Source organism: Sphingomonas guangdongensis (assembly GCF_900199185.1).
GTDB classification, from domain to species: domain Bacteria; phylum Pseudomonadota; class Alphaproteobacteria; order Sphingomonadales; family Sphingomonadaceae; genus Sphingomonas; species Sphingomonas guangdongensis.
Genome location: NZ_OBMI01000002.1, coordinates 142,286 through 156,385, shown reverse-complemented (window position 1 = coordinate 156,385; position 14,100 = coordinate 142,286). Strand labels below are relative to the sequence as shown.

General features: G+C 69.8%; 15 protein-coding genes and 1 other RNA gene. 6 read left to right on the top strand and 10 right to left on the bottom strand.

The window, feature by feature from the left end:
- Window positions 1-26 precede the first annotated feature (26 nt).
- Genes CRO12_RS17950 through CRO12_RS07850 form a run of 3 tightly spaced genes read left to right on the top strand, consistent with a single transcriptional unit; the run spans window position 27 to window position 3,247 of the window.
- Complete coding sequence (locus CRO12_RS17950) at window positions 27-554, top strand: hypothetical protein (protein ID WP_097063524.1); 528 nt, start codon at window positions 27-29, stop codon at window positions 552-554.
- Complete coding sequence (hrpB, locus tag CRO12_RS07855) at window positions 520-2,955, top strand: ATP-dependent helicase HrpB (protein ID WP_097063523.1); 2,436 nt, start codon at window positions 520-522, stop codon at window positions 2,953-2,955. Before CRO12_RS17950 ends, hrpB begins: the two co-directional genes overlap by 35 nt.
- Window positions 2,956-2,965: 10 nt before the next feature.
- Entirely contained in the window at window positions 2,966-3,247 is a 282-nt protein-coding gene (locus CRO12_RS07850; RefSeq protein ID WP_097063522.1) for an ETC complex I subunit, read from the top strand.
- A 120-nt stretch (window positions 3,248-3,367) separates the two neighbouring features.
- Here CRO12_RS07850 and CRO12_RS07845 read toward each other — a convergent pair whose 3' ends face one another.
- The 4 genes from CRO12_RS07845 to CRO12_RS07830 are packed head-to-tail and all read right to left on the bottom strand — an operon-like array spanning window position 3,368 to window position 6,036.
- Window positions 3,368-3,883: an NUDIX domain-containing protein gene (locus CRO12_RS07845; protein ID WP_097064230.1), complete on the bottom strand. Its 516-nt coding sequence runs from the start codon at window positions 3,881-3,883 to the stop codon at window positions 3,368-3,370.
- A gap of 20 nt (window positions 3,884-3,903) precedes the next feature.
- On the bottom strand, window positions 3,904-4,575 hold the full coding sequence (locus tag CRO12_RS07840) for a TPM domain-containing protein (protein ID WP_097063521.1): 672 nt from the start codon (window positions 4,573-4,575) through the stop codon (window positions 3,904-3,906).
- Between the two features lies 1 nt (window position 4,576).
- Window positions 4,577-5,449 carry a TPM domain-containing protein gene (locus CRO12_RS07835; RefSeq protein ID WP_097064229.1) on the bottom strand — a complete coding sequence of 291 codons (873 nt, stop codon included), beginning with the start codon at window positions 5,447-5,449 and terminating at the stop codon, window positions 4,577-4,579.
- Complete coding sequence (locus CRO12_RS07830) at window positions 5,446-6,036, bottom strand: LemA family protein (RefSeq protein ID WP_097063520.1); 591 nt, start codon at window positions 6,034-6,036, stop codon at window positions 5,446-5,448. Before CRO12_RS07830 ends, CRO12_RS07835 begins: the two co-directional genes overlap by 4 nt.
- A gap of 94 nt (window positions 6,037-6,130) precedes the next feature.
- Here CRO12_RS07830 and mscL point away from each other — a divergent pair, with 94 nt between their 5' ends.
- A complete protein-coding gene (gene mscL, locus CRO12_RS07825) occupies window positions 6,131-6,562 on the top strand; it encodes a large conductance mechanosensitive channel protein MscL (RefSeq protein ID WP_097063519.1) in 432 nt (143 codons plus the stop codon).
- 30 nt (window positions 6,563-6,592) lie between these two features.
- On the opposite strand, the gene CRO12_RS07820 is transcribed toward mscL, so the two are convergent.
- Window positions 6,593-7,024, bottom strand: a complete 432-nt coding sequence (locus CRO12_RS07820) for an RrF2 family transcriptional regulator (protein WP_097063518.1) — start codon at window positions 7,022-7,024, stop codon at window positions 6,593-6,595.
- 48 nt (window positions 7,025-7,072) lie between these two features.
- Between CRO12_RS07820 and ssrA the strand changes: the two genes are divergently transcribed.
- Window positions 7,073-7,412: a transfer-messenger RNA gene (ssrA, locus tag CRO12_RS07815) on the top strand.
- Between the two features lie 263 nt (window positions 7,413-7,675).
- On the opposite strand, the gene CRO12_RS07810 is transcribed toward ssrA, so the two are convergent.
- Entirely contained in the window at window positions 7,676-8,038 is a 363-nt protein-coding gene (locus CRO12_RS07810; RefSeq protein ID WP_097063517.1) for a DUF4440 domain-containing protein, read from the bottom strand.
- 115 nt (window positions 8,039-8,153) lie between these two features.
- On the opposite strand from CRO12_RS07810, the gene CRO12_RS07805 reads away from it, so the two are divergent.
- The gene (locus CRO12_RS07805; protein ID WP_097063516.1) at window positions 8,154-8,924 is read left to right on the top strand and encodes a class II aldolase/adducin family protein; all 771 of its coding nucleotides are present in this window, start codon (window positions 8,154-8,156) and stop codon (window positions 8,922-8,924) included.
- Window positions 8,925-8,933: 9 nt separating this feature from the next.
- On the opposite strand, the gene CRO12_RS07800 is transcribed toward CRO12_RS07805, so the two are convergent.
- From CRO12_RS07800 to pnp, 4 genes are all read right to left on the bottom strand, one after another.
- Window positions 8,934-9,560, bottom strand: a complete 627-nt coding sequence (locus CRO12_RS07800; protein ID WP_179640926.1) for a cupin domain-containing protein — start codon at window positions 9,558-9,560, stop codon at window positions 8,934-8,936.
- Between the two features lie 90 nt (window positions 9,561-9,650).
- On the bottom strand, window positions 9,651-10,622 hold the full coding sequence (gene bla, locus CRO12_RS07795) for a class A beta-lactamase (RefSeq protein WP_097063514.1): 972 nt from the start codon (window positions 10,620-10,622) through the stop codon (window positions 9,651-9,653).
- The gene (locus CRO12_RS07790; protein ID WP_179640925.1) at window positions 10,619-11,440 is read right to left on the bottom strand and encodes a hypothetical protein; all 822 of its coding nucleotides are present in this window, start codon (window positions 11,438-11,440) and stop codon (window positions 10,619-10,621) included. Before CRO12_RS07790 ends, bla begins: the two co-directional genes overlap by 4 nt.
- Window positions 11,441-11,707: 267 nt before the next feature.
- Window positions 11,708-14,077 (bottom strand): polyribonucleotide nucleotidyltransferase, encoded by a 2,370-nt coding sequence (gene pnp, locus CRO12_RS07785; protein ID WP_097063512.1) that lies wholly within the window; start codon window positions 14,075-14,077, stop codon window positions 11,708-11,710.
- Between the last annotated feature and the right edge of the window lie 23 nt (window positions 14,078-14,100).

Below are 14,100 nucleotides of genomic sequence, written 5' to 3'. Positions count from 1 at the left end.
AACGGTCGGCTCACCGCATCGGCGTCGTGGACGGCGTCGGCGTGGTGGTCGGGGTCGACGGGCTGGTCAGGCCGGGAACGGTGCCGGTCGTGCCCGTGGTGCCGGTCATCGGATCCATGCCCGGAGCCGGCGTGCTCATCGGAGTCGGCGTCGTGGACGGCGTCGGCGACGTGCTCGGCGTCGTGGTCGAGCGGCGGCGCGACTGCGGCGTCGTGCGCGACGTCGTCGTCGACGGGGCGCTGGTGGCCGAGGGCACGTCGGAGGTGGTCGAAGGGCTGGTCGTGGTGGACTGGGTACCCGGCGTGGTGGTCGTCGACGGGCTGGTCGGCGAGCTCGGCGTCATCGTCTGCGCGAGCACCGGAGCGGCGAGCGCGAGCGCGCCGCCGGCAATAAGGGTCTTGATCATTATCCGTCTCCTCGCGGCGCTGGCGTGCGCCGGTTGTCGGGAGGCTCAATGGCGGACGCGGGCGCTTGGTTCCCGTCTTTCGCCGGACGAGGTGCTGTGCCAACGGCTCCGGCGTGAGCGACCTGCCCATCCACGCCGTCCTGCCTGAGCTGCTCGCGCACTTGCGCGATCGACCCACCGCCGTGCTGGTCGCGCCGCCGGGCGCGGGCAAGACCACGGCGGTCGCGCCCGCGCTGCTCGGCGAGGACTGGTGTACCGGCGAGGTGCTGCTCCTCTCCCCCCGCCGCCTGGCGGCGCGCGCCGCGGCCGAGCGGATGGCGGCGCTGGCGGGCGACAGCGTCGGCGGCACCTTCGGCTACGCCACCCGGCTCGACAGCAAGCGCTCGGCGCAAACCCGCGTAACGGTGGTGACCGAGGGCATCTTCGTCAACCGCATCCAGGCCGATCCGGAACTCGCGGGCGTATCGGCGGTGCTGTTCGACGAGGTGCATGAGCGCAGCCTCGATTCCGACTTCGGCCTCGCGCTAGCACTCGATGCCGCCGTCGCGCTCCGCCCCGACCTGCGCCTCGTCGCCATGTCGGCGACGCTTGACGGCGGGCGTTTCGCCGCGCTGATGGGCGACGCGCCGATAATCGAGAGCGAGGGCCGCTCGCATCCGCTCACCCTGCGCTATCTCAGCCGCGCCGCCGACGCGCGGATCGAGGCGAGCGTCGCCGCCGCGATCCGCACCGCGCTGCGCGAGGAGCCGGGCGGCGTGCTCGCCTTTCTGCCCGGCGTCGCGGAAATCGAGCGCACGGCCGACGCGCTCGGCGAGGTTCCCGATATCGCCCTCCACCGCCTCCACGGTCAGCTCGACCCCGCCGCGCAGCGCGCCGCGATCGCGCCGTCGGACACCCGCAAGGTCGTGCTCGCGACCTCGATCGCCGAAACGTCGCTGACGCTCGACGGCATCCGGGTGGTGATCGACTCCGGGCTTGCGCGCCGCCCGCGCTACGATCGCGCCGCCGGCATGACCCGGCTGGTGACCGAGCGCGCGAGCCAGGCGGCGGTGACCCAGCGCGCTGGCCGTGCCGCGCGCCAGGGTCCGGGTGTCGCCTACCGCTTGTGGGAAGAGGCCGCGACCGCCGGCCTGCCGCGCTTCGACCCGCCCGAGATCCTGGAGGCCGACCTGTCGGCACTGACGCTGTCCTGCGCGCTGTGGGGCGTCACTGATCCGCGGAATCTGCGCTGGATCGATCCGCCGCCCGACGCCGCGGTGAAGGAGGCGCGGGCACGTCTGCTCACGCTGGAGGCGATCGACGCCGACGGCCGGCCGACCGCCCACGGCCGCGCCATGGCCGCACTTCCGCTGCCGCCGCGGCTCGCCCATATGATGCTGCGTGCCGGCGAGCGCGGGCTGGCGGGCGTGGCGTCGGAGGTCGCCGTGCTGCTGAGTGAGCGCGGGCTCGGCGGCAACGATGCCGATCTGGAACTCCGCCTACGACGCTGGCGGAGCGAGCGCGGGCAGCGGGCAGAGGGCGCGCGTCGGCTGGCGGCGCGCTGGCGTGGACTGGTCGCCAAGGCACCGGACCAGCCGCAGGACGACGCGCTCGCCACCTGCGTTGCGCTCGCCTTCCCCGACCGGATCGCCCGCCGCCGTGACCCGTCAGGCGAGCACTGGGCCTCGGTCGGCGGCCGCGGCTTCCGGCTCGACCCCACCTCCCCGCTCGCCCGCGCCGAGTGGCTGGCCGTAGCCGAAACGGGCGGTGTCGCGGCAGGCGCGCGCATCCTGTCCGCCGTGCCGATCGAACGTGCGACGATCGAGGCGCTGTTCGGCGACCGCATCGAGACTTGCCGCCACGTCAGCTTCGATCCCGCGACCGGCGGGGTGAGCGCGGCGCGGGAGACCCGGCTCGGCGCCCTCCGGCTGGCGAGCGGACCTGCCGCCGACTCGGCCCGCGCCGAAGTGGAAGGCGCGCTGCTGGAGGGCGTGCGCGCGCACGGCCTCGCGCTGCTACCCTGGTCGGAGAACGCGACGGCGCTGCGCACCCGCGCCGCCTTCGCCGGCATCGACGCGCTCGGGGACGAAGCGCTGCTGGCGAGCCTCGACACCTGGCTACTGCCGCTGCTCACGGCCAAGCGCCGGCTCGACGCGGTCGAGGGACTGACCGGCGCGCTGGAGGGTCTGCTCGGCTGGGACGCGCTGCAGCAGCTCAACCGCCTCGCCCCGGCACGGTTCGAGACGCCCGCCGGCTCCTCGCACCCCATCGAGTATGGCGCGGAAAGCGGCCCCCGCGTCGAGCTGCGCGTGCAGTCGCTCTACGGCCTGTCGGAACACCCGACTGTCGGCACGCAGCGCCTGCCGCTCGTCCTCAGCCTCACCTCACCCGCCGGCCGGCCGATCCAGACGACCCGCGACCTGCCCGGCTTCTGGGCGGGCAGCTGGGGCGCGGTCGCCAAGGAGATGCGCGGCCGCTACCCGCGCCATCCCTGGCCCGACGATCCGGCCGCCGCACTCCCGACGCTGCGCACGAAAAAGGCGGATGCACGCACCGGAAAGTCACGATAAGGGAGGGGCCATGACCCAGGCCCGCATCTACCAGCGTCCCAAGAGCGCCATGCAGTCCGGCCGCGCCCGCACCGATCGGTGGGTGCTGGAATTCGAGCAGGCGACCGCACCCCACGCCGATCCGCTGACCGGCTGGGCCGGATCGAACGACACCCGCAACCAGCTCCGCCTCAACTTCCCGACGCTTGAGGCGGCAGAGGCATATGCGAAGAAGGAAGGCATCGCCTATCACGTGGTGCCGGCCCCGGAGCGCAAGCTGAAGCTGCAGGCGTACGCGGATAACTTTCGCTGAGGCGCACAGCGCCGTTCTGACACCCACCCAAACCGTTCGTGCTGAGTAGAGACTGAGCGTAGGCAAAGGCTCGTATCGAAGCACCTGTCCTTCGATACGCCACTTCGACAAGCTCAGCGGCTACTCAGGACGAACGGTAGTGGGTAGGACCAGAGTCCCCAGCAGCACCAGGATCCGAACGTCGATCGCAAACCCCTCCGCGCGCCGCTCCGCGACATAGGCCGCTACCTCGCTCACCGGCACCCGGTGCACGGTGATCCCCTCGCCCGCCACGCCGCCGCCGTCACCGACCCGGGTCAGCCCGCTCGCACGCACCAGCGTAAAGGTTTCGCTGGTCATGCCGGGCGAGGAGGCGAAGTCGCCGATGATGTCGAGCCGCGAGGCGCGGTAGCCGGTCTCCTCCTCCAGCTCGCGGGCGGCCGCTGCCTCCACGCCCTCATCCGCCACGTCGTCGCCGACCAGCCCGGCGGGCAGCTCGAGCGAACGGCGGCCGAGCGGCACGCGGTACTGATCGACCAGGAGGACGTGGTCCTCGTCGTCGATCGCGAGCAGCACCGCCGCGCGGCCGTCACCCTGGCGCGTGGCATACTCCCACGGCCCGCAGCGCTTGGCGGCCAGGTACTTGCCCGCCCACATCACCTCGTCGGGTGCGTCGCTCACAGCTCGATCAGCCGGTCGGGCAGCTCGTTCGTGTCGCCCTCGCTCCTCGGAAAGTGCTCGGCGAGGACGACGCCGATCTCCGCCACCGCCGCCGCGAGTCCATCACCCGGCCGCCCGTCCTTAACCCCCGCGATCAGCGCCGCCATGGCGTGGCCCCACACGTCCTCGCTGACCTTGCCATGGATCGCGGCGTCGGCGATCAGCTCGGCGCGGTGCTCGGCGAGGCTCAGGTAGAGCAGCACGCCGGTCGCCGCCACCGTGCGCTTCTCCGCGCCGGTGCGGAACAGCTGCAGCGCCTTGGCCCGCACCCGCCGCGTCTTGGTCGCAGCCGGCGTCAGCACCATGCGCACCGCAACAGGCGCGAACAGCAGGCGGGTGAGGAGGAACGTGATCGCGAGCAGGACGACCGCGATGGTGTAATAGGTCGCGCCGCTGGTCGCTTGATCCCACCCGCCGGTCAGCGCGTGGTGGATCGCGTCGGCGATGACGGGAAAGACCGCCAGCAACGTCAGCACCAGCAGCATGGCGAGCACGCTCCAGTGCAGCGCGGCGTCGTGGTACTTGTCGGATGAAGCCGCAACGACCGTGACGATCTCGCCGTCTGTCTGCGCCTCCGCCGCGGTGACGGCCGCGGTCACCTTGGCATGGTCCTCTGCGCTCAGCCGCATCTCACCAGCTCCCCGACGCGCCGCCGCCGCCGAACGATCCGCCACCGCCGCCGGTGAAGCCGCCGCCGCCCCAACCGCCGCCACCACCGCCGCCGCCGAAGCCGCCCCAACTGCCGCCGCCGCTGCCGCGGCTCGCCTCACGGCCGATCTCGTTGGCGATGCTCCACAGCACGATCGGCAACACACCGCTGTCATCGCCACGATAGCGCCGCCCGCGTCCGCCACGCCGACCCATGGACAGGATCACGAACAGGAAGATCATGCCGAAGAAGACGAGCGCGATCGGGAACCCGCCGCCGCCACTGCGACGCTGGCGCGTGGTGGTCTTTCGGTCGAACTCTTTGACCGCCGCGTCGACCTTGGCCTGCGCCTCCTCGGGGGCGGCGCGGAGTTGCGCGATCACTGCATCGGCACCCGCCTCCATTGCCTGCGGCACCTCACCGGCGCGCAGCCGCGGCATCATCTGCTCGTTGATGATTACGCTGGAGAGCGCATCGGTCAGGATCGGTTCGAGCCCGCGTCCGACCTCGATCCGCGGCCCGCGCTGGCCGGCGGGATTGTTCGGGGCGACGAACAGGATCGCGCCATTATCCGCATTGGCCAGTCCGACGCCCCACGCCCGCCCCAGCTTGTAGCCATATTCCTCGAGCGGGTAGCCCTGGGTGTCGCGGATCGTCGCGACGACGAACTGCCGCTTGCTATCGCGCTGGAGCGCGTCGAGCTTCTGCGTCAGCGATGCTTCCACGTCCGGCGGCAGCACGTCGGCGTCGTCGACGACGAAGCCGGTGAATTTGGGGAACTGTTGCGCCGCCGCCGGCGCCGCACTGCCGAGAAGCAGCGCGAGCGCCAGAAAAAGGCGGGCGAGCACGGTCAGCTGCCGTTCCCGAACGCCGCCGCGACCGACGGCGCCGTCTCCGCGCCCGGCGTGGTCGCCTGGAACGGGGTCAGCGGCTTCGCGCCGTAGAAGATGCGCGCGCCGACCGCGTCGGGGAAGGTGCGGATGCGGGTGTTGTACGCCTGCACCGCCTGGTTGTAGTCGTTGCGCGCGATGGTGACGCGGTTCTCCGTCCCTTCCAGCTGGCTCATCAGCGTGGTGTAGTTCGCCTGGCTGCGCAGCTCCGGATAGGCCTCCTGCAGGCGCTGGAGCGACAGGGTGACACCCGCCTGCGCCCGCTGGTACGCCGCCATCTTGTTGGGGTCGGTCAGGTCGTCCGCGGACACCTGCACCTGGTTCGCCGACGCGCGCGCCTGCGTGACTTGCGTAAGGATGTCCTTCTCCTGCGCGCCCGCCGCGCGGACGGTTGCGACCAGGTTCGGGATCAGGTCCGCTCGGCGCTGATATTGGTTCTGCACGTCGGCCCAGCGTGCCTTGGCATTCTCCTCGGCCGTCGGCACGCTGTTCAGCCCGCACGCCGACAGGGTCAGCGCGGCACCCGCAATGAAAGCAGCACGGAACATCATCTGGCTTGTCCTCCAACCCTTGCGGCGACATCATGTAATCGCAGCGGCCGGGGGCACAATGGCGTTCTGTCGCGCTCATCAGGGAGGGCGAGCGATGCTCAATGAATTCAAGGCGTTCATCATGCGCGGCAACGTGCTCGACCTGGCGGTCGCGGTGATCATCGGCGCGGCATTCGGAAAAATAGTGACCTCGCTGACGGAGGACGTGCTGATGCCGGTGATCGGCCGCATCTTCGGCGGGCTCGATTTCTCCAGCTACTTCCTGGTGCTGGGCGACGTACCGGCGAACCTGCAAGGGTCATCCGACTATGCCGCGCTCAAGAAGGCGGGCGTCCCGCTGCTCGGCTATGGCGAGTTCATCACCCAGGCGGTGAATTTTGTGATCGTCGCCTTCATCATCTTCCTGCTGCTGCGCGTCGTCAGCCGCATCCTGCCGAAGCCCGACGCGCCGGCGGCAGTCGAGCCCGCCGACATCACGCTGCTGCGCGAAATCAGGGATGAGATTCGGTCGGGGAAGACGGCGTAATCTACTTGGCCGTCACCTGGCCGAGGCCGGTCAGGCCGCCGCGAGTTCCTCCGCGGTCGCATCGGCCAGGCTGGTGCCGTCGAGGATGCGTGCGGTCTCGTCGCGGACGCGCGCCATGGCGTGGCGGATCGCGCAGGTCGCCTCGTCGTGGCAGTCGCCGCACGGGCGGTAGGCGGTGCGGCTGACGCACGGCACCAGCGCCAGCGGTCCCTCGATGACCCGGATGATTTCACCTAGCGAGATCAGGTGCGCCGGCCGCGCCAGCAGGTACCCGCCCGCCTTGCCGCGGTGCGAGTGGAGGAACTGCGCCTCGCGCAGGTCGGCGAGGATCAGCTCCAGGAACTTGCGGGGCACGCGCACCGCCGTCGCGATGCGATTCATCGGCACCGGTGGACCGCCCGGCGGCTGGGTCGCCAGGTACAGCATCGCGCGGAGCGCATAGCGGGAACGCTGAGTCAACATGGATGGCGGTCCCATGCACCCGCTTTGTGGCGGAGGGAAGGCGTTTCGACGCTTGGAAAGCGCCGCAAGCGTGCCTATGTCTGAGAAGCCGGTTCGCCGGCTATGGCGATAAAGGATTGCGTGCAATAGATGCAGCGGACCCGGGGGCAGTACCCGGCGGCTCCACCATCAACCGCCCTCGCCGGCGGATGTTGACGGGGCCGAACCAGGATCGACGTGTGTTGAAAAGCGCTGTCTTTCGCTCGGAATGGGACCACCGCAACGGCCCATTACACAAGTGCCAACGATAACGAAGCACTCGCGATTGCGGCGTAACTGAGGGCCTAACGGCCTGACGTTACACCAAAATAGCGCGGTTGGACCGCACCGGGCAACAGAAGCGGATACCGGCGGCCGCCGGGGGGGCCGAGCAACAGAACCCCCCGGACCTTTCCTTACTCAGAGACGCCGCCCCGGCGAAGGCCGGGGTCCATCTCTGTCGCAGATTGGGGCGCCGTAGCCTTCCACCGATAGAGGCATAAATGCCAGCCTGCGCTGGCATGACGGTATCCCTGCTCGTCACCTCGGACTTGATCCGGGGTCTCGCTTCCTCAATCCGCAAGCAGCAGAAGCGGGACCCCGGCTCAGGGCCGGGGTGACGGAGGAGGGAACTTATGCCCCGCCAGACGTCAGCTTCGGCGTCTGCTGGTGCTGCACCACGCGCCACACCTCATGTTCCAGTCGCCGGTAGACGGAGGTGCAGTGCGCCTCGTACGCCTCGTCGGAGCGCTTCGCGGCAACGTGATAGCCGATCACGATCAGTCCCTCTTGCGGGCGCATGATCTGCGTGTCCGAGAACTCCGCCGACTCCCAGCGCGGCGTGTCCGACACCGCGTCCTTGGCCTGCTCGCCTGTCATCACATAGGGCGGCTGCGGCACCACCACGACGCACTCGTCATCCATCTTCTCGTGGTAGTTGGCGGCGTCGCCCGTCCACAGGCTCTCCTCGAACGCCCAGACCCGATCGTCTTCCATGCAGCATCTCCCGTGATGGCTTCGCCACCCCAAGCGGATGAGCGGCGCGGCAGTTCCGCGGCTTGCGCCGACTCGCCCCCCGCCCTAGCCTCCCGGCAAAACAGAGGAGAGGCACATGGCAACGCTTGCGAGCGCGCCCGCGCCCGGAATGACCGCTGAGGAGTGGCAGACTCGCGTCAACCTGGCCGCGGCATACCGGCTGGTGGCGCTGTACGGCTGGGACGACCTGATCTTCACGCACCTGTCGGCCCGGGTGCCGGGCCCCGAGCACCATTTCCTCATCAATCCCTATGACATGATGTTCGAGGAGATCACGGCGTCGAGCCTGGTCAAGATCGACGTCGATGGGCGCCCGGTCGGCGCGACCGCACACCCGGTCAACCCGGCGGGGTTCGTGATCCACTCCGCGATCCACATGGCGCGCGAGGACGCGCACGCGGTCATGCACCTCCACACGCCCGATGGGCAGGCCGTGTCGGCGATGGCGTGCGGGCTGCTCCCGCACACGCAAACGGCGATGATCGCGGGCGGCGACGTCGCCTACCACGACTATGAGGGGATCGCGACCGACCTGGAGGAGCGCGACCGCCTCGTCGCAGACCTGGGCCAGAAGAACGCCATGATCCTGCGCAATCACGGCACGCTGACGGTGGGCAACAGCGTCGCGGCCTGCTTCGTCCGCCTCTATTTTCTGGAGCGCGCGTGCGAGGCGCAGGTCAAGATGCTCGCCGCCGGGATCGACGGGCTCACGCCCCCGCCCGAGGGCACGCCGGAGAAGGTCGCGGTCCAGTCCGCCCCCGCGGGGATGGGGCTGCTCGCCCAGCGCCTCGCGTGGCCGGCGCTGCTGCGCAAGCTCGACCGGATGGACGCGGGGTATCGGGAGTAGCGATTCGTGTCAGCGGCAGAAGTCGCTTCCGGTCCAGTCGTTCGCCAGCCGCATCCATGGCTCCCCGTCGGGCGCCAGGATCAGGACGAGGCTCCGCCGGCCTTTCGGCGCCGCCTGCAGGTGCGCGCCGCCGGCGACCGTGTAGCTCTCACCCGGCCGGATGAGCCGCCGCTCTTTGGGTGTTTCGGTGCACTGCTCTCCCTCCACAACGTAGAAGGCCTCTGGTCCGGAGTGGCTGTGGACCCGCGTACGCATGCCTGGCGGGAACCAGGACTCCATGAAACGGGCCGTGAATGAAGGTCCGGCAGGGAGCACGAACGGGCCGGCAACGTGGTGCGAGAACACTCCCGGCACCGTTCGGGCTGGGGAAAGAACGTAGAGCCACCAGCGCCCGTGCGCCTTCACCACCACCTGCCACCTGGCGCGCTTTGCCAGCGCTCGCGCCGTCGCCTCGCTGTCGGCGCGGATGATGTGCCAGTAGAGCGTCGACGATGCCGGCCCAAGCCGCACTTCAGTCGTAAGAAAGCAGCCGGGCTCGCCAACGTGCTGGTCGGCCGGCTCGGAGCAGCCGCCCGGTACGGCGGGAACTTGCTGAGCGGCAATCAACAGGAACCAAGCCAGGGGTGACGCAAGCACCTCAACCTCCCTCATGCCAGGCGCTTAATTTCGCACTCGACGCGCAATGCTGCAACAAGCGCGCCGGACTGGCGGCGCGCGGACGCGCCCTCACCGCTGCAGCTGGAAGCCGTCGAACAGGATGCGCCCGATCTCCGCCAGCTTGGCGTCGCGCGCGACCGGATCGGCGATGCCGTGCGACAGCACCGCAACCGCCACCTTATGCCCGTTCGGCAACGTCAGCACGCCGACGTCGTTGGAGATGCCGGGCAGCGTCCCCGTCTTGTGCGCCCATCTGGTCCCCGCGGGCAGCAGCGCCTTGACCCGCTTCGCCCCCGTCTTCGTCCGCGCGAGCACGTCGAACAGGAAGCGGGTGGAGGCAGGCTTCAGCGCCTTGCCGTCGTGCAGCCGCGCGAGCAGTGCCACCATCGCGTCGGGCGTCGAGCTGTCACGCGGGTCGGCGTCGAATGCGGCGCTGACCGGCCACTTCTCGTCGTCGGTCCGCCACGGCTCGACCGGCATGAAGGTCGCGAGCGCTGGCCCGTCCGCGAGTGCCGAATCGGGCGTGTGCCCGCTCGCGTCGATCAGCAACCGCGCGATCGTCCGGTCGACGCGCTGGCCGCTGATCCCCTGCCCTTGCAGCCACTTGGTCACCGCCGCCGGCCCGCCGACCACTTTCAGCAGCATGTCGGTCGCGGTGTTGTCGCTGACCGTCAGCGACAGTTCGATCAGGTTCGCGCCCGACAGCGCCACGCCCGCGTGCGGCAGCGTGTCGGTGATCCCGTCAGACCGCACCCGCATCGCCTCGTCGAGCGGGTACATGGTAGACAGCTGCCAGCGCCCCTCGTCCACCCCGGCCAGATAGGTCGCGGCGATCGCGACCTTCACCGCGCTTGCCATCGGAAAGCGCGTGTCCCCTTTCACCGCCAGCCGCGCGCCGGTGGTGAGGTCGAGCGCGCTGACCCCGATCTCGCCCCGGTCGCTTGTAGCGACGGCGGCGACTCGCGACTGGAGCCCGGCAGGCAGCGTCTGCGCGGCGGCGGGCGTCGCGACCGCGAGGATGAAGAGCAGCAGCGTCCTCACGCAGCCGGCTCCGCTGGCAGCGGGCGCCGCTCGCGCGTGCGGGTGCCGCTACTGCGCTCGACCGTGCCGTCGGCGGCGGTGATCGTCAGCGTTTCGACGCGGGTTCGGCGGGTGATCGCCCCGCCTGCGCCGCGCTGCAGCGTGACGGTGATCGTTCCCGCCACCTGATCGCGCGCGTGCGCGGCAAGCGCGGCGTCGAGGCTGATCGGCGCTTGCGTGATTTCGGCGACGGCCATGTCCGTCTCGGCGCGGGCGCGCCGCACCTTGACGGGGTCGGGAGCGAGCGTCGCGACGAGGCTCCGGCCGTCCGCCTGCGCCACGAGCGGCACGGGAGCGAGCGCATCGGGATCGCTGAAGTCGGTGCCATCAATCGGCAGTGCGTCGGCGGGATCGTAGCTCGCGATCTCCGCCAGCACCGACTGCGGATCGCATTCGATTCGAAACGCGTTCCAGGTAAAGATCAGCTTGCCGCACATCGACCGATCCATCTTCGCCGCGGTCAGCCACGTGGTAAGCCGCTGCTCCAGCTCGCCGGCGTTCATCAGCGTGAGCGTGCCGTTGCGACCACGCCGGACCCGCGCCGGCAGTTCCCACGTCCGCGCGCGTGCCGCTGCATCGGCACCGGCGGGCAGGTCATACACAAGCTCGACGCCCTCCGGCGTGACCGCGGTCACTCGCTCCTCGATCGTGTCGCTGCCTCGCGCGCTCGACCGGCCGGTGGCGCCAGTGCGGCTCTCGGTTGTGTAGCTGCGGATCAGCTCGTAGCGGTCGCCGACCTGCGGCGGCTGCTGGGCGGCGGCGGGTGCTACGAGGACCACCAGGGGTAAGAGCGCGCGCATGCGTGGCATCGGACCCGATCGGGGTCGTGAGGGCAAGCCCTTGTTCCACCTGCGTCACCCCGGCGCGTGAGGGAGCGCGCCGTGGCAACGGCATCGCAGCCGGACCCCGGCCTTCGCCGGGGTGACCGGGAGAGGGTATTGGCGGGTTGCCAGTAGCGTTGGCGTCCGCGCGAGCACCTAATCCGCACAGAAAAGGGGCCCGGCATCGCTGCCAGGCCCCTCTTCAACCCCTCAAGGCTGCAAGGATCAATCCTTGTCGCCGGTCAGGAACGCCGGTGCGAACTCGGGCTCGGGGCCGTCGTCCTTGCTCTCGGAGCGCTCGCGGCGAGGACCGCGATCGCCCGAACGCGGGCCACGGTCGCCGCCGCCATCGCGACGGGGCCCGCGGTCACGACCGCCACCCTCGCCACGCGGACCACGGTCACCGCCGCCGTCGCGACGGGGACCGCGGTCACCGCGCGGTCCACGATCGCCGCTCTCGCGCGGCTCGCGCGCCGGACGGGTGTCCTCCAGCTCGGCGCCGGTCTCCTGATCGACGACGCGCATCGACAGGCGGACCTTGCCGCGCGGATCGATCTCCAGGACCTTGACCTTGACCTCCTGGCCTTCGCTAAGGACGTCCGACACCTTCTCGACCCGCTCGTTGCGGATCTCGGAGACGTGGACCAGCCCGTCCTTGCCGCCCATGAAGTTCACGAACGCGCCGAAATCGACCAGGTTGACGACCTTGCCGGTGTAGACCTTGCCGACCTCGGCCTCCTCGACCAGGCCCTTGATCCAGTTCACCGCGGCCTCGATCTGCTTCGGGTCCGACGACGACACCTTGATCACGCCTTCGTCGTCGATGTCGACCTTGGCGCCCGTGGTGGCGACGATCTCGCGGATCACCTTGCCGCCGGTGCCGATCACTTCGCGGATCTTGGACTTGTCGATGGAGAAGGTCTCGATCCGCGGCGCGTGCGCCGACAGTTCGGAGCGGGTCTCGCCCAGCGCCTTCGCCATCTCGCCCAGGATGTGCGCGCGGCCGTCATGCGCCTGTGCCAGCGCGACCTTCATGATCTCCTCGGTGATGCCGGCGATCTTGATGTCCATCTGGAGCGACGTGATGCCCTCCGACGTGCCCGCCACCTTGAAGTCCATGTCGCCCAGGTGATCCTCGTCACCCAGGATGTCGGACAGGACGGCGAACTTGTCGCCTTCCAGGATCAGGCCCATCGCGATGCCCGACACCGGACGCTTCAGCGGCACGCCCGCGTCCATCATGCTGAGCGACCCGCCGCAAACCGTCGCCATCGAGGACGAGCCGTTGCTCTCCGTGATGTCGCTGGTGACGCGGATGGTGTAGGGGAACTCCTCCTTGGTCGGCAGCACCGGGTGCAGCGCGCGCCAGGCAAGCTTCCCATGACCCACCTCGCGGCGGCCCGGCGCGCCGAAGCGGCCGACCTCGCCCACCGAATAGGGCGGGAAGTTGTAGTGCAGCATGAAGTGCTGATAGCTGAGGCCCGTCAGCCCATCGATCATCTGCTCGCTGTCGCGGGTGCCCAGCGTCGTCGTGGCGATCGTCTGGGTCTCACCACGGGTGAACAGCGCCGAACCGTGCGCGCGCGGCAGGAAGTGTACTTCCGCCTCGATCGGGCGCACCGTCTTGGTGTCGCGGCCATCGATACGGACACCCTCGTTCAGGATCTGGCCGCGGACGATCTCCGCCTCCAGCTTCTTCACGAGCTTCAGCGTGCCGAGGTACTGAGCGGGATCGCTTTCCTTCAGGTCCGCGAACGCCTCGCGCGCCTTGGCGCGGGCGGCGTTGACCGCGTTCTGACGGTCGGCCTTTGACGTGATCTTGTAGGCGGCCTGCAGGTCGCTGCCGATCGCATCGCGCAGCGCCTTCATCTGCGCCGACTTGTCGGCAACGGGGGCGAGCTCCCACGGATCCTTGGCCGACTGCTCGGCCAGCTTGATGATGGCGCCGATCACGTCCTGCGACGCCTTGTGCGCGAACATCACGGCGCCGAGCATGACCTCCTCGGTCAGCTCCTTGGCCTCGGACTCGACCATCATGACCGCGTCCTGGGTCGCCGCGACGACCAGGTCCAGATCACCCTCGGCCACCATCGCGTCGGTCGGATTCAGCTGGTACTCGCCGTCCTTGTAGCCGACGCGCGCCGCACCGATCGGACCCATGAACGGCACGCCCGAGATGGTGAGCGCGGCCGACGCCGCGACCATCGCCAGGATGTCCGGCTCGTTCTCGCCGTCGTACGACAGGACCTGACAGATCGCGTTGATCTCGTTGTAGAAGCCCTCCGGGAAGAGCGGGCGGATCGGGCGGTCGATGAGGCGGGAGACCAGCGTCTCCTTCTCCGTCGCGCCGCGCTCGCGCTTGAAGAAGCCGCCGGGAATGCGGCCGCTCGCGGAGAACTTCTCCTGGTAGTGGACGGTAAGCGGGAAGAAGTCCTGCCCTTCCTTGACGGTGCGGGCGGCAGTCACCGCGCACAGCACCACGGTTTCGCCGAGCGTCGCGATCACCGCGCCGTCGGCCTGGCGGGCAACCTTGCCCGTCTCGAGCGTCAGCGTCTTGCCGCCCCACTCGATCGATACAGTCTTCTTGTCGAACATTCTATTTCCTTCACTCCCCGCGC